We start from the raw sequence: 20,857 nt of genomic DNA, 5'->3' as shown, positions 1-20,857 counted from the left end.
CTTCGTCAGATCTGCCAGACCGTGGCCGCCCAGGCCGCCACGGGGCTGTTGTTGAGAACCAGGACGTGGTCGCCGGGGCCGACGTCGCCGTCGGCGAGCAGCCGGTCCAGGTTGAGCACGACGTCCATCGCGCCGAGGTGGCCGTACCGGGTCAGCTGCCGCTGGCAGACCGGGTGGATGGGCAGCCCGAGCAGGGATTGGTAGAAGCCGTAGGCGCTCGCTGTCACGTTCTGCATCAGCGTCGCGGCGACTTCGGCCTTGGTGATCCCGGCGTCGGCGAGCACTGTCTCGACCATCCGGCCGAGCCGCTGCCGGCTGTGCAGCGCCAGCTCGAACCGGTACCGGTCGGGTGACTCGCACTCCTCACGCCACTCGTACCAGGGGGATTGCTTGTAGTCCACCTGGAACAGGTCGTGGAACGTGCCGTCACTCTCCTGCCGGTGCGCCACCAGGGCCGGCCGGCCGTCCCGGACGATGGTCATCGCGTACGCGCCGTCGCCGATGACGGTCACCGGGAAGCGCACCCGGTCCACACCGGTGGGGCGGCTGGCGTGCGCGATCAGCACGCTCTGCCGGGTCGGGTCAGCGACCAGGAGATCCCGGGCCAGCGCCCAGGCGGCGCTGGAGCCGGTGCAGCCGAGACTGTCGAGCGTGAAGGCGAAGGCTCTGTCGAAGCCGCCGTGCAGCTGCAACCGCCCCGCGTCGGAGCCGAGCAGGACGTCCGGCGCGCGCGACCCCACCATGATCAGCACATCCGGGTCCAGCGGCGTCGCCTTGCCCAGCTCCTGACAGGCCTGGACGGCGAAGTCCGTGGTCGGGGCGTCCGGGAACACGCCGACGCGGTCGACCCCGCAGGTGGCGACGAACTCGCGCTCCTCGGTCCGCAGCGAGTCGACCTCGGGCAGCGCGGTGACGGCGGTGAAATCCTCCGGCAGGACGCAGCGGATCGCCCCGATGCCCACGGTCATGACCAGGCCGCCAGCGCGTGGTCGGCCAGCATCAGCTGGGACATCTCGTTGCTCCCCTCGATGAGCTCCATCAGCTTGGCGTCCCGGTACGCGCGGGCCACCGGGTGCCCGTCGCGACTGCCGGCGGACGCGAGGACCTGCACCGCCGTGCTCGCCCCCTCGGCGGCCCGGGTCGCGGCGAAGTGCTTGGCCAGCACGGCGGCCATGACCAGGTCGGGTGTGCGGGCGTCCCAACACCTGCTGACGTGCTCGCACAGCCTGGTCGCGGCCTGCTCGGCGACCGTCAACTCCGCCAGGTGACGCCGCACGAGCTGGTGGGACGAGAGCGTGGCCCCGCCCTGGGCCCGGGAGCCGGCGTGCCGCGCGGCTTCGGTCAGGCAACTGCGGAGGATCCCCACACAACCCCAGGCCACCGAGACCCGGCCGTACGTCAGTGCCGTGGTGGCGATCAGGCCCAGTGGCATGGCCGCCCCGCCGAGCACCGCGTCCCTCGGCAGGCGTACCCCGTCGAAGTGGACGTCGGCGTGGCCGGCGGCCCGGCAGCCGAGCGGGTCGGCCACCCGCTCGACGCGCACGCCCGGCGCGTCCGTCGGCACCAGCACCGCCGCCGCATCGTCGCCGAACCGGCCGAAGACCACCAGCAGGTCGGCGTAGGCGCCAACGGTGATCCACACCTTCCGCCCGTCGATCCTGAGGCCGGAGCCGTCCTCGCTGATCCGGGTGCTCATCGCGGAGAGGTCACTGCCCGCCTGGGGCTCGCTGAAGGCGACCCCGGCGAGGCTGCCACTTGTCAACGCGGCCAGGTGGGCACGCCGTTGGGCCGCCGAGCCGAGGCGCAGGACGGTCCACGCCGCCATGCCCTGCGAGGTGAGGACGCTCCGCAGCGAGCTGCACCGGGCCCCGGTGGCGGCGGTCAGCTCGCCGTTGTCCAGGCTGGACAGGCCGAGGCCGCCGTACTCCTGGGGGATCTGCGCGCAGAGCACCCCCTTGGTGCCCAGCTCGCGCAGGGTTTCCAGCGGAATGCGGCCGGTGCGGTCCCAGGTCTCCGCGCGATCGCCGACGGCGGCGGCGACCAGCGCCGCCGCCTCGGACCACCGCTCAGTCATCGGACTCCCCACGCAGCCGCAGGACCAGCTCGGTCATCCGGTCGACAGTCCGGAAGTTGTCCAGCCGGAGGTCGGGGCCGCCGATGGTGACGTCGAACGTCGACTCGATGTGCACCACCAGCTCCAGCGCGAACAGCGACGAGACCAGGCCGGCGGCGAAGATGTCGAGGTCCGGCTCGATGTCCCGTTTGGTCTGCCGCTCCAGGAAGGTGGTGAGCTGGCCGCGGATCGATCCCGGGCTGAGGATGTGCTGGTTGGTGGTGGATGAGCTCACTTGGTCCCCCTGTGCTCGTAGAAGCCACGCCCGGTCTTGCGACCGAAGTCACCGTCGGCGACCTTGGAAAGCAGCAGCGCGGATGGCTCGTAACCCTGGTCGCCAGTGCGATCGCGGAGCACCCGTAGCGAGTCGACGACGTTGTCCAGGCCGATCAGGTCTGCCGTGGCCAGCGGCCCGGTGCGGTGCCCGAGGCAGCCGGTGAAGAGCAGGTCGATCTCCTCGGGCGTGGCGAGCCCCTCGTCCGCGATGCGGGCCGCCTCGTTGATCATCCGCTGTAGCACCCGGTTGATCACGAATCCCGGCCCGTCTCCGACCACCACGACCTCCCGGCCCATGTCGGCCAGGAAGTCGCGGGCCACGTCCAGCGCGGCGGCGGAACTGCGCGGCCCGCGAATCACCTCCACCGTCTTGATCAGGTACGGCGGGTTCATGAAGTGGGCACCGACGGTGCGCTCGGGATGGGCGACCGCCCCGGCCAGCTCGTCCACCGGGATGGCGGAGGTGTTGGTGAGCACCAGCGCCTCCGGGCCGATGAGCGCGGAGACCTCGGCGAGCACCTTGGCCTTGACGTCGGCGAGTTCGGTGACGGCCTCGACGACCACATCGGCGTCGGCGACGTTGTCGAGTTCCACTGTGGTACGCAGCTCGCCCACGTCAGTACCGGTCAGCGCCCCCATCAGCCGGGCCAGCCTCAGGTGGCGGGTGACCTCGTCCCGGGCCCGGTCCAGCACGGCCTGGTCGACGTCGACCAGGGTGACCGGCAGGCCGTGCCCGACGGCGAGGGCGGCGATGGCGCTGCCCATCACGCCCGCGCCCAGCACTGTGACATGTCGCTGCTTCATACCCGCTCCTCGATCGCGTTGACGTCATCGCCCCGCCGCCCGGCAAGCTCGGGCAGGAGCGCGGCGAACTCCTCGTGGCGTTCGGCCAGGAAGACCAGGCCCCGGCGCAGCTGCTCGGGGGTGATGGCGGCGGAGAGGCCGTGTTTGCGCAGCCAGGGCTGCCAGCCCCGGACCTGCACGTCGTCCTCGGCCAGCTCGTGCCCCTCCAGCTCGTAGAGGGCCACTGCCGACATGACCTCGCTGCCGCCGTCCAGCGCCCGTTCGGCCACCCGCCGTTGCCACTGCGGCAGCGGCAGCGGCTCGGTCGCCAGGCCGGCCCGGCCGAGCATGTCGAACAGCTCCCGGGTGCTGACGGAACGCTCGTCGGCCAGGTGGTAGACCCTGCCGACCGAGGAGGGCGACAGCGCCAGGGACACGATCGCCCGGGCGATCACGTCGACCGGGGAGACCGGTTCGGCGCGCTCGTCGGTGGGGTGGGCGCCGATGGCGAGGCCACTGGCGAGCATCCGCCAGACCAGGTCCTTGTTGTTGCAGGCACCGGTCTCCCGGGCCGACATGATCAGACCGGGCCGGAACACCCGGCCGCGTACGCCGGCCTCCTCGGCCTTCTCCAACAGCCGCTCGCCGACCCACTTGCTGACCCCGTAGCCGCCGAGGTCGGAGTGCAGGGGCTGCTTGCGGGTCTCCAGCCGGGTGCCCGCCGTGCCCGACCCCGCGCCTGTCGCGGCCAACGTCGACACGTAGCTGAAGTCGCGGATGCCGTGCCGGCACATCCAGTTCAGTAGGCCCGCCATCGGCAGGACGTTGTCCTCCCGCAGCGTCCGGTACGGCTCGGTGAAGACCACCCGGGCCGCGCAGTGCAGCACGTGCCCGACCTGGTCGGCAAGCTCGCCGTCGAGGTCCACGGCACCGGTGCCGGCGAAGGCCCGCAGGTCCGCCGGGACGACCCGGACCAGGTCGGGGTCCGGCTCCGGCAGGGCCAACCGGGCGGCGGTCTCGCGCAACCGCCGCATACCCGCCCGCTCGTCCGACGCCCGCACCACGCAGTGGACGCGTCGGCCGGCGCGCTGCAACTCGTGCAGGAGGAAGGCACCGAGATAGCCCGCGGCTCCGGTGAGCAGCACGTCCCGGCCCGGTGCTCGGCGCTCCGCCATCGGTCCGATAGACAACGCCAGGTCCGCGTCGATCAGCTCGCCGTCCCGGTCGGCCGCGCTCTGCCGGTCGGGGGTGACGCCGGCCCGGACGATCTCGGCGAGCCGGCGCACCGTGGCCCGGCTGCCGCCGGCGCGGTGCAGGTTGATCAGTACGCCGTACTGCTGCTGGATCCGTAGCACCATCTGCACCGACAGCAGCGACGTGCCGCCCAGCGTGCCGAACTCGTCGTCCAGCCCGACGTCGCCCCGGTCGAACAGCTCCCGCCAGATGCCGGCGATGCTCTCCTCCATCGAGTCCCCCGCCGTCGCCCGCTCCGCACCGACGGGCACGGGTGCCGGCTGCCGGCGGAACACGTCGAGGTGGTCCAGTGGCCAGTACCGCTTGCGCTGGAACGGGTACGTCGGCAGGCGAAGCCGCCGCCCCCGGCCGCCGCTGACCGCCTCCCAGTCGACCGGCACGCCGTGCAGCCAGGCGGTGCTCAACGCCTCATCCCAGCCGTCGTCCCCGGCGGGCACCAGGACCCCCCGCGAGTCGGCCAGGTCTGGTTCGCCACCGGCTCCCGCCAGCACCACCGCGTACCGCTCACCGGCGAGGTCGAGCCGGTCGACCACTGCCGAGCCGGGCAGCGCGGCCCGCAGCGCGGCCAGCCTCGCGGGCGCCGCCTGCTCCCCCGCCACGATGACGGCGGTGCGGAGGGCGGCCCGGACCGTGCGGACAGCCGGTGGGCGGGGCAACCGCAGCGCCGCCGCGAGCCGGTCGGCCGGGGCGGTCACCACCCGCCGCTCGTCGAAGACCGCCCGCCCGACCCGCAGGGTGTACGCGACGTCCGCCGCCTGCGCGGGGTCGCTGTCCAGCCGGTCGGCCAGCGCCCGGCACAGGTGATCCAGCTCCACCCGGTTGCGGGCGGAGACGTTCAGCCGGACGACGGGGGCCGACGGCGCGGCCGGCCGGATCGGCGCGGGCGGGGCGGCCACCACCATCGTGGCGTTGGTGCCGCCCACGCCCATCGAGTTGACCAGCACCAACCGCTCCGGTTCGGGACACTCGCGGCGGGTGGTGGTGACGAAGAACGGGCTCTTCTCCAGCTCCGCCGGGTCGCGGGCCACGTCGAACGTCGGGTGCGGGGGCAGCGAGCCGGTGCCGGCCACGTGGACCGCCTTGATCAACCCGGCGATGCCGGCGGCCGGACCGAGGTGCCCGATGTTGGACATCACCGAGCCGAGGCCGCAGTAGCCCACCTCGTCGGTGCTGCGCCGGAACGCCTCGGTCAGGGCCAGCAGCTCGATGTGGTCGCCCAGCGGCGTACCGGTGCCGTGGGCCTCGACGTACCGGACCGCGTCGGCGGAGACGCCCGCGACCGACAGCGCCGCCGCGATCACGTCGGCCACCCCGTCGAGGTTCGGGGCGGCGTAGCCGAGGCGCGCGCCGCCGTCGTTGCCGACCGCCGAGCCGCGCAGCACGGCCAGCACGGGGTTACCGTCGGCGAGCGCGTCGGCGAGCCGGCGCAGGGCCACCACCCCGACCCCGGAGCCGTACGTGGTGCCGCTGCTGCTCGCGTCGAAGGACCTGATGTAGCCGTCCTCGGACACCCACGCCCCGGGGATCGGCTGGTAGCCGAGCAGCGGCTCCACGACTGTCGCGCCACCGGCGAGCACCACGTCGCACTCCCCGGCGAGCAGACTCAGCATGCCGTAGTGCACCGCGTACAACGACGAGGAGCAGCCCGTCTGGACGCTGACGGACGGCCCACGCAGGCCGAGCTTGTAGGCCGTCCGCGAGGTCATGAAGTCGGCCTGCCCCCCGACGGTGAGGTCGAGGTCCCCGATCGCGGCCGCCAGCCCGTGGTCACGGACCTTGGCGGCGAAGACCGCCGCGGAGTAGTTACCGGCGGCGCTGCTGGCGAAGACGCCGGTCACCAGGCGGTCCGCGCCCGGTGCCAGCCCCGCCGACTCCAGCGCCTCCCAGCAGGACTCCAGGAAGATGCGCTGCTGCGGGTCGATGGCGTCGACCTCCCGGGGGACGTACCCGAAGAAGTCGGCGGCGAAGTCGGCCACGCCCGGCAGTGTCGCGCCGACCCGGACGAAGCCCGGCTGGCGCGTTTCCTCCTCGCTGTGGCCGGCCGCGCGCAGTTGCTCGTCGGTCAGTTCCCGCATGGACACCACGCCGGTGTCGATGTTGCGCCAGTACTGCTCGGGGTTCCACGCGTCGGGGAAGCGGCAGGCCGTCCCCACTACGGCGATGTCCGTGTCGGATATCTCGGTCATGACGGGCGAGGCACCTCCGCCGTACGGGCCCGGCCGAGCAGGGCGCGGCGCTGGCTGGCGCCGGTCACCTGTGGCCGCACCTCCTCGCCGACGCCGGCCAGCAGCCTGGCCTGCGCCCGGATCGTGGCGTGCTGGAACAGGTCGGCCACCCGCAACGACCGCTCGGTGAGTTCGTGCAGGTCCTCCCAGAGCATGATGAGCAGCAGTGAACTGCCGCCGGCCTCCAGGAAGTTCTGGTCCGGGTCGAGGCGCTCCGGGTCGTCGACGTCGAGGACCTCGGCCCAGGCGGCCCTGACCCGATCGAACAGTTGCTCCTCCGTCAGGGTGCTCAATGTCCCTCCAGTGGTCGCGCAGTGGGCTGCCGGATGACGTCGTCCGCCGCGGTGACGACCGCGTGCAGAACGGCTTGTGCGGTGACGCTGTCGAACAGGGCGGCGGAGTACAGCAACTCCCACCGCAGGTCCTGCCGCCGATCGACGACGGAGAATTCGATCTCGTACTTGAGGTGCAGTGGATCGAGCGGGCGGATCGTGGCGCTGACGTCCGGCCCAAGGTCCGGGGCCGACAGCTCGCCGTCCTCGGCGCTGAGGTAGACCGGCGTCACCGGCGGTCGACCGAGGTCGCGGTCGGGATGCAAGGCGGCGGCGACCGCGTCGAACGGCGCCGCGGAGTGTCGGAAGCTGAGGTTGGCCGCGTCCCGCACCCGGGCCAGCAACTCCGGCCAGGTCGGCTCGCCACTGGCGTCGGCGCGCAGCACGAGCGTGTCGATGAACAGACCCACCGCGTCGGCGCTGCGCGCCCCCGTCCGCTGCGACCAGGGGAAGGCGAACAGGAAGTCCCGCTGGCCGCCGACGCGGGCCAGCGCCACCGCCAGCAGCGCCGCCGAGACCATGAACATGGTGCAGCCGGCGTCCGCCGCGACCTTGCGCAACCGGTCGGCGCGGGTCGGGTCGAGGTCGTACGTCAGTCGGCCCGCCCGGGTCTCCTGGGTGTCGCTCCGGCCCCTGTCGTACGGCAGGATCACGTCCACCGGCGCACCGGCGAGCGCCTGCACCACCGCCCGGGTATCGGCCTGCGCGGTGTCGTCGGGGTCGGTGTGGCCGGTCCCGGCCACCGGCTCGGGCAGCCCCTCGCCCCGGTACGCCGCCGCGATCTGTCGCATCAGCAGATGCCGCGACCAGCCGTCGAAGACGATGTGGTGGACGACGACGACGAGGGTGACGTCCCGCCCGCCCCGGTCCAGCAGATGCGCCCGGGCGGGGGCGGCGCGCGCCAGGTCGAAGCCGGCCCAGCTCCACTCCGCCACGGCCTCGCGCACCTGCTCGTCGGTCCAACCGGCGGCGTCCACCACCGTGACCTCACCCGCGGGGCCGTCGGTGCGGTAGTAGACCCGCCGCTGCCGGCGGTCGAGCTCGAAGCGGGCCCGCAGCGCCGGATGCCGGGCGAGCACGGTCTCGACGGCGGCGCGCAGCCGCTCGACGTCGACCTCACCGGCGAAGTCCACAACTGTGGGGACCAGGTACGCCTGCCGCAGCCACGGCAGGCGGTCGATGGACCAGAAGCGTTGCTGCGCCGGGCTGGTGACCTGCCTGCCGTCACTGTCCGCCGGCGTCGCGACGGCCACCCGGGGCGGAGCCACGAACAGCCGGGCCAGCCCGGCCACCGTCGGGTCGGCCAGGAAATCCCGCGCCGACAGGACAATGCCGTGCTGTCGCTCGATCCGGCGCAGCATGGTGACGACCAGCAGGGAGTGGCCGCCGATGGCGAAGAAGTCGGTCGCCGGGGTCAACCCGGCCGCGATCACCTCCGGGGGCTCCTCGACGAGGTCGGTCATCGCCGTGGCGAAACACTCGGCGGCCCGGCGCACCGCCGCTTCCGGCACCGGGGACACCGTGGCCGTCGCGGGTGCCGGCGCCGCCGTCGTCCAGGCCGGGTCCGGACCGAACCGGACCAGCTCCGCCAGGGGTACGGAAAATCGCTCCGTCACGGCCCCGAGCAATCCGAGGTACGCCTCGGCCAGCGCCGCCACCACCGTCCGGGGATAGCGGGCCCTGTCGTACTCCCAGCGGGCGTACCAGCCGTCGGCCCGCTCCTCGACGGTGAGCATCAGGTCGAACTTGGCGGTGCCGTTGGGCAGCACCTCGGGCAGCGCCCACCGCACCGGCACCTCCGGGCCGGGCACGGGAAAATTTTGCAGGGCGAAGGCGACCTCGACCAGCTCGGTGCGCGCCGCGGCGGTGAGCTGGTGATACGGCAGGCGTTGGTAGAGCAGTGTGCGGAACGCCTCGCCCCGCGCCTGGGCGCACAACCGCGCGAAGTCGTCCGCCTCGCCCAGGCGGGCCCGCAGCGGCACGGTGTTGGCGAAGAAGCCGACCACGTCGTCGGCCTCGGGACCGGGCCGGTTGGCGGCGATCACCCCGTACCGGAAGCTGTCCCGCCCGGACCAGAGGCTCAGCAACACCTGGAACCCGGTGCCGAACAGCACGAACGGTGTGAGGCGGTGTTCGGCGGCCAGTTCGGTGACGCGGTCCCACAGCCCTGCCGGGAGGGCGGTGACCACCTCGTCGCCCGCCCGCACCACCGCGCGCCCTGATGTGCCGGGCAGCGCGCCGGCCAGGGTGAGCCCGGGCCCGGCGGCGAGGAGTTCCGCCGCCCGCTCCGCCACCGCGGCGCGCGCGTCGGGCCGGTGCCCGGCCTCCCGGTCGCGCCGCGCCAGCTCGACGAAGCGGGCCGCAACGGGAGGCAGGTCAGGCCGCCGGCCGTCGACGCCGGCCGCGTACGCCGTCGCGAGGTCGGCGCAGAGCCGCCCCATCGACCAGCCGTCGAAGGCGATGTGGTGCAGGACCAGCAGCACCGCGTCGCCACCGGTGAGGCCGGTGAACGCGGCGCAGCGCAGCACCTGGCCGGTGGACAGGTCGAGCGGCGCGGCGCAAACTTGGCGTACCTCGTCCTCGACGTCGGCCCAGGACCTACCGGGGGCCCGAACGACTCGGACCGCCACGTCGGCCGCCGGGCCGACGAACTGCTCCGGCTCGTCGCCGCGCAGCCGGTAGCCGGTCCGCAGGGTTTCGTGCCGGGCCATCACCGCTGTCAACGCGGCACCGAGCACCGCCAGGTCGACCTGGCCCTGCCAGCGCAGCAGCACCGGAACGAGGTACGTGGCCGCGTCGGGGGCGGCGACGTCGATCAGCCACAACCGCTCCTGCGCGTACGACAGCGGGCCGCACTCCGGTCGGTCGGTCTGCGGGCTGGCGGCCGGTGGGATGTCGGCCGGTGGGATGTCGGCCGGTGGGATGTCGGCCGGTGGGATGTCGGTTTCGGGCACCGACAGGGGCGCTCGGGTGTCCATTCGTGTTCCTCCCGTTACCTGCGCTCGCCGAGGTCGCCGCAGCGACCGGCTCCGCACGTCCGCGTGCTCCGGATGGTCGATCAGCGCGTGCGCTCGAGCGCGACCCTGATCTGGTCGGCGAGGTGGGCGAACGAGTCGGCGAGCAGCACGTCGTGCGGCTCGGATCGGACGCCGAGGCGGTCCTGGACCCGCCCGGCGAGCTGGACCGCCATGATGGAGTTGCCGCCCATCTCCAGGAAGTTGCGGGTCGCGGTGGGCTCGCTGCCGACCACGTCCCGCCAGATCACCCGCAGGGCGGCGGTCACCGGATCGGTCTCCGGCCCGACGGCGGCGTCCGGGCCGGCCGGACCGGAGGCCGTGGCGTCCGGGCCGGACTCCGCCAACAGCCGGGCGATCGCGGCCCGGTCCACCTTGCCGGTCGGGCCGATCGGCGGTCGACGGTCGAGCGGAACCCACCGGGAGGGCACCATGTAGTCGGGGACCTGCTCGGCCAACCGCCGGGCCAACTCGGTGAGATCCAGTTCCTCGGTCGCCGGCATGACAGCCACGGCGAGCAGCGCCTGCGGCCCGTCGCCGAGTTTCTCCGCGTACGCCGCGTCGGCCAGGCCGGTGGCGGTGACGGCCAGCTCGATCTCGTCCAGCTCGATCCGGAAGCCACGCACCTTCACCTGCCGATCACGCCGGCCCAGCACCTCGAAGACACCACCGGGAAGCTGGCGGGCTAGGTCGCCGGAGCAGTAGACCCGCTCGTCGGTGCCCGGCCGGGTGACGAACCGCTCGGCGGTCAGGTCGGGACGGCCCAGGTAGCCCAGGGCGACGCCGGGACCGCCGATGTACAGCTCGCCGACCTCGCCCGGCGGGACCTCGGTGAGGTCCGGGCCGAGCACATGCAGGCTGGTGTGCTGGAGGGGACGACCCACCGGGACCCGGTCCCGGCCGGCCAGGCTCTCCGGGGTGCAGTCGTGGAACGCGGCGAAGGTGGTGGTCTCGGTCGGGCCATACCCGTTGACCAGCCGCGCGGGCGGCGAGCCGGCGAGCAACCGCCGTACGACGGACAGGTCGAGCTGCTCACCGCCGACGAGGACGGTGCCGACGGTCCGCAGTGCGGCCGGACGTTCCCGGGCGATCATGTGGAACAACGAGGTGGTCAGGAACAGCACATCGACCGACAGGCCGTCCAGATGCGTCGTCCACTCCTCGAGAGGCAGGTCGGTCACCGCGGGCAGGGGCACCACGCAGCCGCCGGCGGCAAGCGCGCCCCAGACCTCGAAGGTGCTGGCGTCGAATGCCGGATTCGAGGTGTGGGCCACACGATCACCGGGCGCGACGGTGCAGAACAGCGGCTCGACCACCAGCCGGCTCACCGCCCGGTGCGGAACCACGACCCCCTTCGGCTCGCCGGTCGAGCCGGAGGTGAACATGACGTAGATCGGGTCGTCCGCGTCGATCAGGTCCGGAACCGGGCCGGGTGCGGTCGGATCGTCGGCTGCCGCCGGGTCGACACGCCGGGCGGCACCGAGCCACGGCTCGTCCTGATCGGCGATCACGACGGAGACGCCCGCACTGTCGAGTGTCCGTCGCACCCGGTCCACCGGTGCCGCACTGTCGACCGGCAGGTATGCCGCGCCGGCACGCGCCACCGCGAGCATCGCCACGATCAACGAAACACCGCGCGGCAGGGAAAGGGCGACCACCTCGCCCCGGCCCACGCCCAGCCGGCGAAGGTGGGCGGCCAGCGCGCCGGAGGATCGCCACAATTGCGCGTAGCTCGTCGTTTCTTCACAACTCGGGTCGAAAATGGCCGGGCTATCCGGTCGACTCTGGACCCAGCTCTCCACGAGTGACGGCACCGCTCGCGAACATTCTGCTGGCAACACATTCCCCCCTGAATGCGCTAGCGACAATGAGCAGGGGCAGCACAGATGACAATGTCTCCCCGCAGGAGTCCCGCGCCACATTACCAAGACAACACCGAGCGCAATAGTGATCCACGTCACATCAATCAAGCGGGGCGGGCGACTTCGCCCGGGTGGAAAAATGGTGACATTGCACCCCTTACGATTACCTGGAGTGAAACAGTAGCGGCACTGCGCATCGCGGCGGCCACAGGCGCCGACGCGCCACAAAGCGGCGCCACCTCAGCCATGACCTGCAATTTTTCGACAAAGCGACATCCCCGTCCGGACATCTGAGAACAATCCGCCGACCCGCATCACGGAAAGTAGCCATCCCCCACGTCAGGGTCGAAGTCCGTTATCATCTCGAACGTTTCAACCTTGAAACGACCCTGACACCGACAATTCCGGACCATCCTCGAAATCTCTGTCGCCTACCAGCATTCATGCTGGCCACACCCAATGTCGCCCACGTTGATTTCATTCATTTCGGTCAACTGGTCGATCGTGGGCCGGCGGCGACCGGAACGGAGGACAGACTCGTGAACCCACCCGCGTCAACTGTGGAACCCGACCAGTTCCGCCACATCCTGGGCCATTTCGGCACAGGCGTCACGACGGTGACGGCCCTCGACCCCGCGACCAACCGGCCGGTCGGCCTGACAGTGAACTCGTTCGCGTCCGTCTCGCTTCGCCCGCCGCTGGTCTCCTTCTGCGTCAGCCGGGACAGCGGGAGTTGGCCGGTCATGCGCGCCGCCGACCGGCTCTGCGTGAACATCCTCTGCGTCGAACAGCAGGGCGTCTGCGAACGCATGGCCGCGGACCGGGCGGACCGCTTCCGAGGCCTCGACTGGGAACTGTCCCCCGGTGGCGCACCGGTACTGGCCGGCGTGGTGGCCTGGGTGGAGGGCACAGTGGAAGCCGAACATGCCGCCGGCGACCACGTCATAGTCGTGCTGCGGGTGCACCACCTGCACGGTCGGACGGACGGGCAGCCCCTGCTGTTCCTCCGCGGTCGCTACGGCCGCTTCGCCTACTGAGCGCGACGAGATGCCACCCCTTGTCCGGTGGGCCCGCCGCCGGGGCGGGAGACGGAGGTCGTCACCGGGCGGAGCGGTGGGTGGTACGCGGACGCCACCGGAAACCCCGGCGGTCGTTGAACAGTCGACAGCAGGTTCGTCAACGCCTGCCATCGCCCGGGACGAGCGGTGACCGGTGCGGGTAGAGGAGTGATATGCGCGCGGTCGGCAAAGGGCTCACCGTGCTGGCGGCCCTGGCCGTCACGGCCGCCTGCGCGGACACCGGCAGGATCGCCGAGCCACCAGCTGACAAGCCGCGGGGGCGGCCCTTCCCGACCGTGACCGGCACTCCGGCCGTTCAGCGGGCTTGGACCTCCTGCGACACCGACGCGCCCATGGAGTTCGGCCGGCCACCGCTGGAGACTCTCGCCCTGCCGCGCCTCGACACCGGTTTCGCGGCCACCGTCGCCGTCCACTGCCAACTCGAACCGAAACGACGCGCCGACCGTGGTGAGGACCTGGTCCTGACCGAGGGCCGGGCCACCGACCTGACCGCTCTGCTCGCCGCACTGCGGCTGCCCGACGAGACGGTCATCCCCGACCTCTGCACCACGGATATGCCCTGGGTGCCGAACCTGCTGCTCCTCGACGCCCACGGCCGCTGGATCCGGCCGGGGCTCCCCGCGACCGGCTGCGGCAAGGCACGTGTCGAGATAGCGAACGCCGTACACGCCCTGCGGCTGACCATCGTCAGAGAGAAGGTCGTACGGGAGATCCTGTCGTCCGGGGCCGCCGTCTCCGGCTGCACCCAGGACTGGCGAGACATGGTGGCCGCCGAAACCAGCGGCCCGACGCCCAGTGCGCTACCGGGCCACATATCGCTTCCGTTCGAGCCCACCGCAGAGCTGCGGCTGTGCGTGTTCCGGGTACCGGCCGATCGGCAGGGAACACGCGACGTCGCCGGAACCTTCGACAGCGGTCTGCTCCTTTCGGAGCAGCGGCGCGAGGTCATCGTGCGGACGTTGGCCTCGATGCCCCCGGCACAGGAGTGCTCGGCCCCGGCAGACCGGTTCGCCGTACTGCGGGCCGCCGATAACACCGGCGGCGAGATCTACGTCGAACTCGACCACTGCCGGCGAATCCTGACAAGACCGATGTCCGGCCCCCCGACCCTGGCGCAGGCCGACCGCACGCTCATCGAACTACTCGGAAGATGACCGCCGGAGCCTCCGGGTGCGGGCGTGGGGCTGCCACAACAGCCCCGGATCGGCCCTTCAGCAGCGACCGCGCCATGACGATCCGCTGCACCTGGTTCGCACCCTGGTAGATCGAGGAAATGGTATCTGAGCTAAAAGAATTCATTAGTTCACGACCTACCCCAGGATTTCCCAGAGCCCTCGCGGGGGTACGTCTGCGACAACGGCTCTCGGTGCGTGACCTCGTCAGCGTGGCACCAACCAACGAGGTTCCGCGCCGATCAGCAGAGCGCCACAATTACACCTCGGCACCCCGGCGCTTCCCGGGCCACTGACGAGGCCAGCGCTCCCCACAGCAACCGCCGAGTCGATGCGGCCCTTCAGCTTGCCTCGCCGTGCGGGCACTTGCGTCACCGAGCCTTCCGTGCGGAAGAATGCCCTCATGACCGAGGACCGGGAGTTCCCGTCAGGCTCCAAACTGGACACCACGGTTCCGCACTCGGCGCGGATCTGGAACTACTGGCTCGGCGGCAAGGACAACTTCGCGGTCGACCGGGCCGCCGGCGACGAGGTGATCGCACACATCCCGGATATCCCCATCGCCGCGGAGATCCACGGCGAACCGATGCTGCGCGTCATGCGGGAAACCACCAAGCGCGGCGGCACCCCAATCCGCACCAGGACAAAGACCGAGCTCGAACGCTTCTTCGACCGGCTGGACCTGCTCGAACCCGGCATCGTTACCTGCTCCCGCTGGCGCCCCCACCCCGAGTCCAACGAGCCGGAGGTCTACCTGTTCGGCGGCGTCGCCCGCATCAACTGAGCTGAGCCTCTCGACGCCCGTCACACACGAGGGCAACCCATTCGCGGACCCGGGAAGGCGACCCGGTAGATCAACGACCACGGGTCCGTTCGCGGCAACGAGCCCCGCAGCGATCTTCATCGAGGAATCCGCCATCTTTGGGGAAAAGCCAGGCCGCCACACCCGCTGATCAGACACCGACAAGCGCCAGGTCAGCAGACGTTGCCGCCGTCAGAACCGATAGCAACCTACACGCACTGGCCGTGGACGCTCACGTTCGTTGCGAACCGTCCGCCCTCGTCCCGTAGCCGCCGTCGGCTCGGCTTCGCCGGTCAGGCCCTCGGGACCGGGGCCTGAAACGTGCGTCGGTACTGCTGCGGCGTGACCCTCAGCGCCGCGTGCATGTGTTGTCGTAACAGGGTGGCGCTGCCGAAGCCTGCCTGGATGGCGATCCGTTCCACGGGCAGGTCGGTGCTCTCCAGCAGGGTCCGGGCGCGGTCGATGCGCCGGGCAATCAGCCACTGCAACGGTGTCACGCCGATCTCGGCGACGAAGCGTCGGCTGAAGGTCCGCTTCGTCATGGTGGCGTGCTCGGCCAGGTCGGCCAGGGAAAGTGGCTGGTCCAGCCGGGCCAGTGCCCACGCCCGGGTCGGGCCGGTTCCCGCCGACGACGCGGGCAGAGTCGGATGGGCGATGAACTGGGCTTGGCCGCCGTCTCGCCAAGGGGCCACGACGCAGCGGCGGGCAGCTTCGTTGGCGATCGACGCGCCGTGGTCGGTGCGCACGATGTGCAGAAACAGGTCGATACCGGCTGCCGCTCCCGCCGAGGTCAGGACACGACCGGCGTCTACGAACAGCACATCCGGGCGTACCTCGACGGCCGGGAACAGCGCGGCGAACCGGTCGCTCAGCGCCCAATGGGTGGTCGCGGCGAGCCCGTCGAGAAGGCCGGCGGCGGCGAGGATGAACGCCGATGTGCAGGTGCTCACCACGCGGGTGGCCGGCTCCAAGGTGTGCAGCAGTTCGGCGACCCGGGGGTCGAGCTTGCCGGCGGTGAGCATGGCGGTGGACGGCTCCTGGGTGGCGACCACGATCGTGGCGGCCTGGGTGAGTGCGTCGCGGTCGTGCTGCACCTGGATCGTGAATCCGGCGTTGGTGCTGACCGGCGTGCCGTCGAGGGAGCAGGTGACGATGTCGTAGAGCGGCCGGCCGGCCGCGTCGTGCGCCTCGTTGAGAACCCGGGCCGGGATGCCGAGATCGAAGGGGATGACGCCGTCGAGGGCGAGCACGGCAACGCGATGGGGCATGGCACGAATCTTACGCACGACGTCGTTAAGGACACTGTTGACGGGCGGCCGCGGTATTCAGACTGGGATCATGAGCGAAAACGACACCATGAACGCGGTCCGTCAGCACACCTTCGGCGGTCCCGAGGTCCTGTCCGTCGAACGCGTCGAGCGCCCCGTCCCCCTGCCCACCGAGGTGTTGGTCCGGGTGCACGCCGCCGGTATCAACCCGGTCGACTGGAAGACCCGCGGTGGCACGGGCATGGCGGGGGTGCTCGGCGCGCCGCCGTTCGTCCTGGGCTGGGACGTCGCCGGTGCGGTCGAGGAGGTCGGCTTCGGCGTCACCACCCTGGCCCCGGGCGACCGGGTCTACGGGATGCCCTGGTTCCCGCGGGCCGGCGGCGGCTACGCCGAGTACGTCACTGCGCCGTCGCGCCAGTTCGCCCGGATGCCCGCCGGCAGCACGTTCGAGCAGGCGGCCGCTGTGCCCTTGGCCGGGCTGACCGCGTGGCAGGCGCTGGTGGACACCGCCGGCGTGCGGCCGGGGCAGCGGGTCTTGATCACCGCTGCTGCCGGTGGGGTGGGGCACCTCGCGGTGCAGTTCGCCAAGCACCTGGGCGCACACGTGATCGCGGTGGCCGGCCCACGCAACCAGCAGTGGCTCGCCGAACTGGGTGCCGACCAGGTCGTCGACTACACCACCGGCCGCTTCGAGAAGGAGGTCAGGGACGTCGACGTGGTGCTCGACCTGGTCGGTGACGCGTACGACGCCACCAGCACCCGGTCGGTCGAGACGCTGCGTCCGGGCGGGCTGTTGGTGGCCGTGCCGGCCGGGGTCTCGCCCGAGCTGGCCACGGCCGCGGCCGCCGCCGGAGTCCGCGTCACCGGCTTCCTGGTCGAGCCGGACGGTCCGGCGTTGGCGCGGATCGCCACGCTGATCGAGCAGGGCACCGTCACCGTCGAGGTCGCCAAGGTCCTTGCGCTGGCCGAGGTCGCGACCGCCCACCGCGCAGGCGAGCAGGGTCACACCAGGGGAAAGATCGTGCTCCGCGTCGCCGACGACCGGGCATAACCCTTCCTCGACGCAACCACATCGACGGCGGTGCCTGGTAGCCGAGCACTGCGGCGAGTTTCTGCTGCGGCCCAGGGCCTCCGACGCAAGCCGGCGGGGCCATCGGCCGCCGCCCCGGTACCGAAGCTGGCGCCGGTGAGGACCAGCGGTGCGCAACTTCGGTACCGGGGTGGCCTAGATCGACTGCCGCCATAACCGGGCTGAGCAGGCGGTCAGCGCTTAGCGCGGGATTCACTGCCGTTGGTGCTCAGGGGCCGAGCCGTCGAGGAAGACCGCTTGACGCATGTAGTTAATGCAGTTAACCTACAGTCAACGCGGTTAACCAATCTGGTGGAGGTCGCTGTGACCGAGTACTTGAGCGTCGCCGGTAAGACCCTCGCCTATGAGGTGTCGGGGCGGGGCCCTCTGGTCGTCCTGGCGCACGGCATCGGTGACAGTCGGCACTCCTATCGTTTCCTCGCTCCGGCCCTGGCCGACGCCGGGTACCGAGTTGCCAACGTCGACATCCGCGGCTGCGGCGACTCCAGCCTGGGCTGGGACGGCTACAGCCGCACCGACATCGCGGGCGACCTGGTCGCCGTCGTGCGCCACCTCGGCGGCCCGGCCGTGATCATCGGCCAGTCGATCAGCGGCGGCGCGGCGACCATCGCGGCAACCACCGCACCCGATCTGATCAACGGCGTCATCGAGCTGGCGCCGTTCACCCGCGTACAACCCTTCGACCTCGGCGGGCTGATGCGGGTGAAGCGCTTCCGGACCGGTTACAGCCAGATGGCGCAGGTCATGGCCCTCGGAAGACTGGCAAGCTGGAAGAAGTACCTCGACGCGGCGTACCCGGTCAAGCCCGCCGACTGGGACGCCGAACTGAGGCGTATCGAGGCGAAGCTGACGGAGCCCGGCCGGATGAAGGTTCTGCAGGCCATGTGCAAGACCAGCCCGACCGACGCCGGCGCGCAGCTGGCCAACGTCACCTGCCCGGTCCTGGTCATCGAGGGCAGCCTCGACCCCGACTGGGCCGACCCCCGCGCCGAGGGCGAGAAGATCATCGCCGATCTGCCCAGGGGCCTCGGTGAGCTCGCCGTCATCGAGGGTGCCGGTCACTACCCGCACGCCCAGACACCGGATCAGGTCCTTGCGCTGGCCCGGCCTTTCCTGAACAAGACGCTGGCGAATGCCTAGGGCCGGGCTCACCGCGCTGTCGGTCACCGAGGCCGGGGCGGCCCTGGTCGACGAGGTCGGCTTCCAGAACCTCAGCATGGGCCTGGTCGCCGAACGGCTGGGGGTCAAGACCCCGGCGCTCTACAAACATGTCACCAGCCAGGCCGATCTGGCCCACCGGATAGCTGTCCTGGCCATGGGCGAGTTCGCTGACGCCATTCGCGACGCCATCCAGGGCCGGGCCGGCAGCGATGCCCTCGCCGCCGGCGCGCAGGCGATGCGGGCCTACGTGCGGGAACACCCGGGCCGGTACGCGGCCGGCGATGCTGCTTCCCGCCCGACCGGGCCCGACGACCCGATCATCCCCGCCGTCGAACGGGTCATCGCCTCCTGGGCGGCGATGCTGCGCGGCTACCACCTGGATCCCGGTCAGGAAATCCACGCCCTGCGGATGCTCCGCAGCGTCCTGCACGGGTTCTCGACCCTGGAAGCCGCCGGCGGGTTCCAGATCGACGCGTCTGTCGACGACAGCTTCACCTGGATGATCGACTTCCTCGACCGCGGCCTGCGCGACATCACTACGAGCAGCGCCCCCGCCAGCTGACGGATCGTCGACGAACCGACCCGACCACCTCATCCCGGAGGACCGACATCAGCATCACCCGGGCACGCACGATCTCCGCGACCCCACCACGCGGCGGCCACTGACGGTGGACATCGACGAAGAGCCCCAGGACACCCGGATCGAGCGGCACGCGAGCTGGGCCGAGCGTCTACGGATCCAAATCGTGGCAACGCGGCGCGGTATTGCTGGACTTCCCGGTGGTGCAGTACTCGGCGGGCCTGCTGCCCTGGTTCGCGTCGCTCTGGGCCGACGAACACTGGAGACTCGCGCTCTGGGCGGCCGGAGTCGGCATCGACCTGCTGCTGATCCTGGTCCTGTCCGGCAGCAGGATCCTCCAGCGCGTCCAGTCGTACCTCACGGCCCAAAAAACTACTCGGCGTCGGCCACGATCCGGAGTCCGCCCCGACGGCAGGGGACCAGTCATTCACGGAGCGTCGGTCGACCCGGCCCACCTCTCCGAGCGGCTGGGGCTCTTCGTCATCATCGTGCTGGGCGAATCGGTGGTGCAGATCGTCGCCGCCGCAAGCGACGCACGGTACGACATCGGCCTGCTGGCCACCGCAATCGCGTCCTTCGTTCTGCTGGCCGGCATGTTCGGCCTGTCCGTCGTCTTCGGATACGCCGGCCTCCCGCACCTGCGCGCCGGCCGGATCCCCATCCGCGCCGCCCTCGGCCTGCACTGCCTGGTCACCGGCGTCGTCGCCACCATCGCCGTACCGCTCGCACTGGTGGTCCAGCACGGCTCCGACCCACTGCCCGAGCAAGGTCGCTGGTTGCTGTGCGGCGCCGTCGCGGCCTACCTCACCCTCGGCGTGGTCACCGGCGTCGCCAGCCACAGCTCCGACCTGCCCAGGACCATCTCACGAGTCACCACAGGCATCGCCGCCCCGCTCCTGCTGGGCCTGCTCGCCACCGCCGTCAGCGGCCGAACGCTCGTGGTCTTCCTGGCCCTGATAGTCCTCGCCCACCTCTGGTTCGAACGACGACTGACGCCGATTCAGGCCGCTCCTACTGATGAAGCGCCACCGGCCCGCGCCGGGCGACTCATGAACCCTTCCGGTGAACCAACCCGTCGCACCTGAAGTGCCCGTACCGGCGCAACCCGATCATTCGGCGGGGCAGCTCGTCGGCTTGACGTCCGGCGCCGACCCCGAAGCCGTGCAGCGCTTCATCGCTTACGGACAATTGTGTCCCCTCATCGTCCAGGCGGGGCCATACGGGCGCGACACCTCCTGGGCACACCCTCACCCGCGACATCCGCCACCGCCAAAACCGCCGTGACTCGCCCTCCGAACACATCTCTCCCCCCAAATATGACTGACCAATCAGTCACCCAGACGGATTGGGGCACATCATGAAACTGCTCCGCCCCTTCGCCGCTGCCACCTTCCTCCTGGGCGCGGTGATCTATCTCGCCGCCGAAGGGATCACAGCCGCGGCGTGGAAATCGCCCAGCTACAGCTATGCCGACAACTGGATCAGCGATCTCGGGTCGGCAACGGCCGGGGTGTTCCAAGGCCGCGAACTCGACTCGCCGCTGCACGTCGTCATGAACTCGGGATTCATCGTTCAGGGCCTCCTCTTCGGGATCGCCACAGCACTGCTCTCCCGCACGATCAGCGGGCGGTCCCGTTTCACCGCCGTGACGGGGATCGTGACCCTGATCGGCTACGTCCTTGTCGGAACCTTCCACGGGTCCCTCCAGGCACAGCAGAACGGCACGCTTCCCCTGCACTTCACCGGAGCAACGCTACAGAGGTTGAAAGGCTGACGTCCGTCGGCGTGTCGGCGTGATCTGGGGCGATGGGTTCGGTAGGCCGGAGGTATGAGGTATCCGGCTGGT

General features: G+C 71.1%; 17 protein-coding genes and 1 pseudogene. 9 read left to right on the top strand and 9 right to left on the bottom strand.

The window, feature by feature from the left end; all coding sequences use genetic code 11:
• Positions 1-5 precede the first annotated feature (5 nt).
• The 8 genes from AB0A95_RS27290 to AB0A95_RS27255 all read right to left on the bottom strand — a co-directional run bounded on the left by AB0A95_RS27290 (position 6) and on the right by AB0A95_RS27255 (position 11,919).
• Positions 6-968 (bottom strand): 3-oxoacyl-[acyl-carrier-protein] synthase III C-terminal domain-containing protein, encoded by a 963-nt coding sequence (locus AB0A95_RS27290; protein ID WP_357558592.1) that lies wholly within the window; start codon positions 966-968, stop codon positions 6-8.
• On the bottom strand, positions 965-2,074 hold the full coding sequence (locus AB0A95_RS27285; protein ID WP_357558591.1) for an acyl-CoA dehydrogenase family protein: 1,110 nt from the start codon (positions 2,072-2,074) through the stop codon (positions 965-967). Before AB0A95_RS27285 ends, AB0A95_RS27290 begins: the two co-directional genes overlap by 4 nt.
• Positions 2,067-2,348: an acyl carrier protein gene (locus AB0A95_RS27280; protein WP_357558590.1), complete on the bottom strand. Its 282-nt coding sequence runs from the start codon at positions 2,346-2,348 to the stop codon at positions 2,067-2,069. The genes AB0A95_RS27285 and AB0A95_RS27280 overlap by 8 nt, the downstream gene beginning before the upstream one ends.
• The gene (locus tag AB0A95_RS27275; RefSeq protein WP_357558589.1) at positions 2,345-3,193 is read right to left on the bottom strand and encodes a 3-hydroxyacyl-CoA dehydrogenase family protein; all 849 of its coding nucleotides are present in this window, start codon (positions 3,191-3,193) and stop codon (positions 2,345-2,347) included. The genes AB0A95_RS27280 and AB0A95_RS27275 overlap by 4 nt, the downstream gene beginning before the upstream one ends.
• The gene (locus tag AB0A95_RS27270; protein WP_357558588.1) at positions 3,190-6,612 is read right to left on the bottom strand and encodes a thioester reductase domain-containing protein; all 3,423 of its coding nucleotides are present in this window, start codon (positions 6,610-6,612) and stop codon (positions 3,190-3,192) included. The genes AB0A95_RS27275 and AB0A95_RS27270 overlap by 4 nt, the downstream gene beginning before the upstream one ends.
• A complete protein-coding gene (locus AB0A95_RS27265) occupies positions 6,609-6,944 on the bottom strand; it encodes an acyl carrier protein (protein ID WP_357558587.1) in 336 nt (111 codons plus the stop codon). The genes AB0A95_RS27270 and AB0A95_RS27265 overlap by 4 nt, the downstream gene beginning before the upstream one ends.
• Complete coding sequence (locus AB0A95_RS27260; protein ID WP_357558586.1) at positions 6,941-9,961, bottom strand: condensation domain-containing protein; 3,021 nt, start codon at positions 9,959-9,961, stop codon at positions 6,941-6,943. The genes AB0A95_RS27265 and AB0A95_RS27260 overlap by 4 nt, the downstream gene beginning before the upstream one ends.
• Before the next feature lie 80 nt (positions 9,962-10,041).
• Complete coding sequence (locus tag AB0A95_RS27255; protein WP_357558634.1) at positions 10,042-11,919, bottom strand: non-ribosomal peptide synthetase; 1,878 nt, start codon at positions 11,917-11,919, stop codon at positions 10,042-10,044.
• Positions 11,920-12,398: 479 nt separating this feature from the next.
• On the opposite strand from AB0A95_RS27255, the gene AB0A95_RS27250 reads away from it, so the two are divergent.
• The 4 genes and pseudogenes from AB0A95_RS27250 (at position 12,399) to AB0A95_RS27235 (ending at position 14,894) form a co-directional block, all read left to right on the top strand.
• Positions 12,399-12,896 (top strand): flavin reductase family protein, encoded by a 498-nt coding sequence (locus AB0A95_RS27250; protein ID WP_357558585.1) that lies wholly within the window; start codon positions 12,399-12,401, stop codon positions 12,894-12,896.
• 194 nt (positions 12,897-13,090) lie between these two features.
• Positions 13,091-14,092, top strand: coding sequence for a hypothetical protein (locus AB0A95_RS27245; RefSeq protein WP_357558584.1), 1,002 nt, complete (start codon positions 13,091-13,093; stop codon positions 14,090-14,092).
• Between the two features lie 421 nt (positions 14,093-14,513).
• Positions 14,514-14,720: pseudogene (locus tag AB0A95_RS27240) on the top strand (SAM-dependent methyltransferase); the annotation flags it as partial.
• Positions 14,697-14,894, top strand: a complete 198-nt coding sequence (locus tag AB0A95_RS27235) for an SAM-dependent methyltransferase (RefSeq protein WP_357558633.1) — start codon at positions 14,697-14,699, stop codon at positions 14,892-14,894. The pseudogene AB0A95_RS27240 and the gene AB0A95_RS27235, both read left to right, overlap by 24 nt.
• Positions 14,895-15,205: 311 nt before the next feature.
• Here the strand turns inward: AB0A95_RS27235 and AB0A95_RS27230 are convergent, their stop codons facing one another.
• A complete protein-coding gene (locus AB0A95_RS27230; protein WP_357558583.1) occupies positions 15,206-16,180 on the bottom strand; it encodes a helix-turn-helix domain-containing protein in 975 nt (324 codons plus the stop codon).
• 70 nt (positions 16,181-16,250) lie between these two features.
• Between AB0A95_RS27230 and AB0A95_RS27225 the strand changes: the two genes are divergently transcribed.
• The 5 genes from AB0A95_RS27225 (at position 16,251) to AB0A95_RS27205 (ending at position 20,785) form a co-directional block, all read left to right on the top strand.
• Entirely contained in the window at positions 16,251-17,231 is a 981-nt protein-coding gene (locus tag AB0A95_RS27225; RefSeq protein ID WP_357558582.1) for an NADP-dependent oxidoreductase, read from the top strand.
• Between the two features lie 342 nt (positions 17,232-17,573).
• Positions 17,574-18,410 (top strand): alpha/beta hydrolase, encoded by an 837-nt coding sequence (locus AB0A95_RS27220; protein ID WP_357558632.1) that lies wholly within the window; start codon positions 17,574-17,576, stop codon positions 18,408-18,410.
• A complete protein-coding gene (locus tag AB0A95_RS27215) occupies positions 18,403-18,993 on the top strand; it encodes a TetR/AcrR family transcriptional regulator (protein WP_357558581.1) in 591 nt (196 codons plus the stop codon). The genes AB0A95_RS27220 and AB0A95_RS27215 overlap by 8 nt, the downstream gene beginning before the upstream one ends.
• 203 nt (positions 18,994-19,196) lie before the next feature.
• A complete protein-coding gene (locus AB0A95_RS27210) occupies positions 19,197-20,096 on the top strand; it encodes a low temperature requirement protein A (RefSeq protein ID WP_357558580.1) in 900 nt (299 codons plus the stop codon).
• 272 nt (positions 20,097-20,368) lie between these two features.
• On the top strand, positions 20,369-20,785 hold the full coding sequence (locus AB0A95_RS27205) for a DUF998 domain-containing protein (RefSeq protein WP_357558579.1): 417 nt from the start codon (positions 20,369-20,371) through the stop codon (positions 20,783-20,785).
• Positions 20,786-20,857 lie beyond the last annotated feature (72 nt).

It is taken from the genome of Micromonospora sp. NPDC049230, from assembly GCF_040647875.1.
Lineage (GTDB): Bacteria > Actinomycetota > Actinomycetes > Mycobacteriales > Micromonosporaceae > Micromonospora.
The sequence above is the reverse complement of the archived record's forward strand: the minus strand, read 5'-3'. Positions and strand labels throughout refer to the sequence as shown.

What these genes read in the sequence shown, in the direction of transcription:
- AB0A95_RS27290 (WP_357558592.1), bottom strand. Translation starts at nt 968, where the DNA reads ATGACCGTGGGCATCGGGGCGATCCGCTGCGTCCTGCCGGAGGATTTC.
- AB0A95_RS27285 (WP_357558591.1), bottom strand. Translation starts at nt 2,074, where the DNA reads ATGACTGAGCGGTGGTCCGAGGCGGCGGCGCTGGTCGCCGCCGCCGTC.
- AB0A95_RS27275 (WP_357558589.1), bottom strand. Translation starts at nt 3,193, where the DNA reads ATGAAGCAGCGACATGTCACAGTGCTGGGCGCGGGCGTGATGGGCAGC.
- AB0A95_RS27270 (WP_357558588.1), bottom strand. Translation starts at nt 6,612, where the DNA reads ATGACCGAGATATCCGACACGGACATCGCCGTAGTGGGGACGGCCTGC.
- AB0A95_RS27260 (WP_357558586.1), bottom strand. Translation starts at nt 9,961, where the DNA reads ATGGACACCCGAGCGCCCCTGTCGGTGCCCGAAACCGACATCCCACCG.
- AB0A95_RS27255 (WP_357558634.1), bottom strand. Translation starts at nt 11,919, where the DNA reads ATGTGGCGCGGGACTCCTGCGGGGAGACATTGTCATCTGTGCTGCCCC.
- AB0A95_RS27245 (WP_357558584.1), top strand. Translation starts at nt 13,091, where the DNA reads ATGCGCGCGGTCGGCAAAGGGCTCACCGTGCTGGCGGCCCTGGCCGTC.
- AB0A95_RS27235 (WP_357558633.1), top strand. Translation starts at nt 14,697, where the DNA reads ATGCTGCGCGTCATGCGGGAAACCACCAAGCGCGGCGGCACCCCAATC.
- AB0A95_RS27230 (WP_357558583.1), bottom strand. Translation starts at nt 16,180, where the DNA reads ATGCCCCATCGCGTTGCCGTGCTCGCCCTCGACGGCGTCATCCCCTTC.
- AB0A95_RS27225 (WP_357558582.1), top strand. Translation starts at nt 16,251, where the DNA reads ATGAGCGAAAACGACACCATGAACGCGGTCCGTCAGCACACCTTCGGC.
- AB0A95_RS27215 (WP_357558581.1), top strand. Translation starts at nt 18,403, where the DNA reads ATGCCTAGGGCCGGGCTCACCGCGCTGTCGGTCACCGAGGCCGGGGCG.
- AB0A95_RS27205 (WP_357558579.1), top strand. Translation starts at nt 20,369, where the DNA reads ATGAAACTGCTCCGCCCCTTCGCCGCTGCCACCTTCCTCCTGGGCGCG.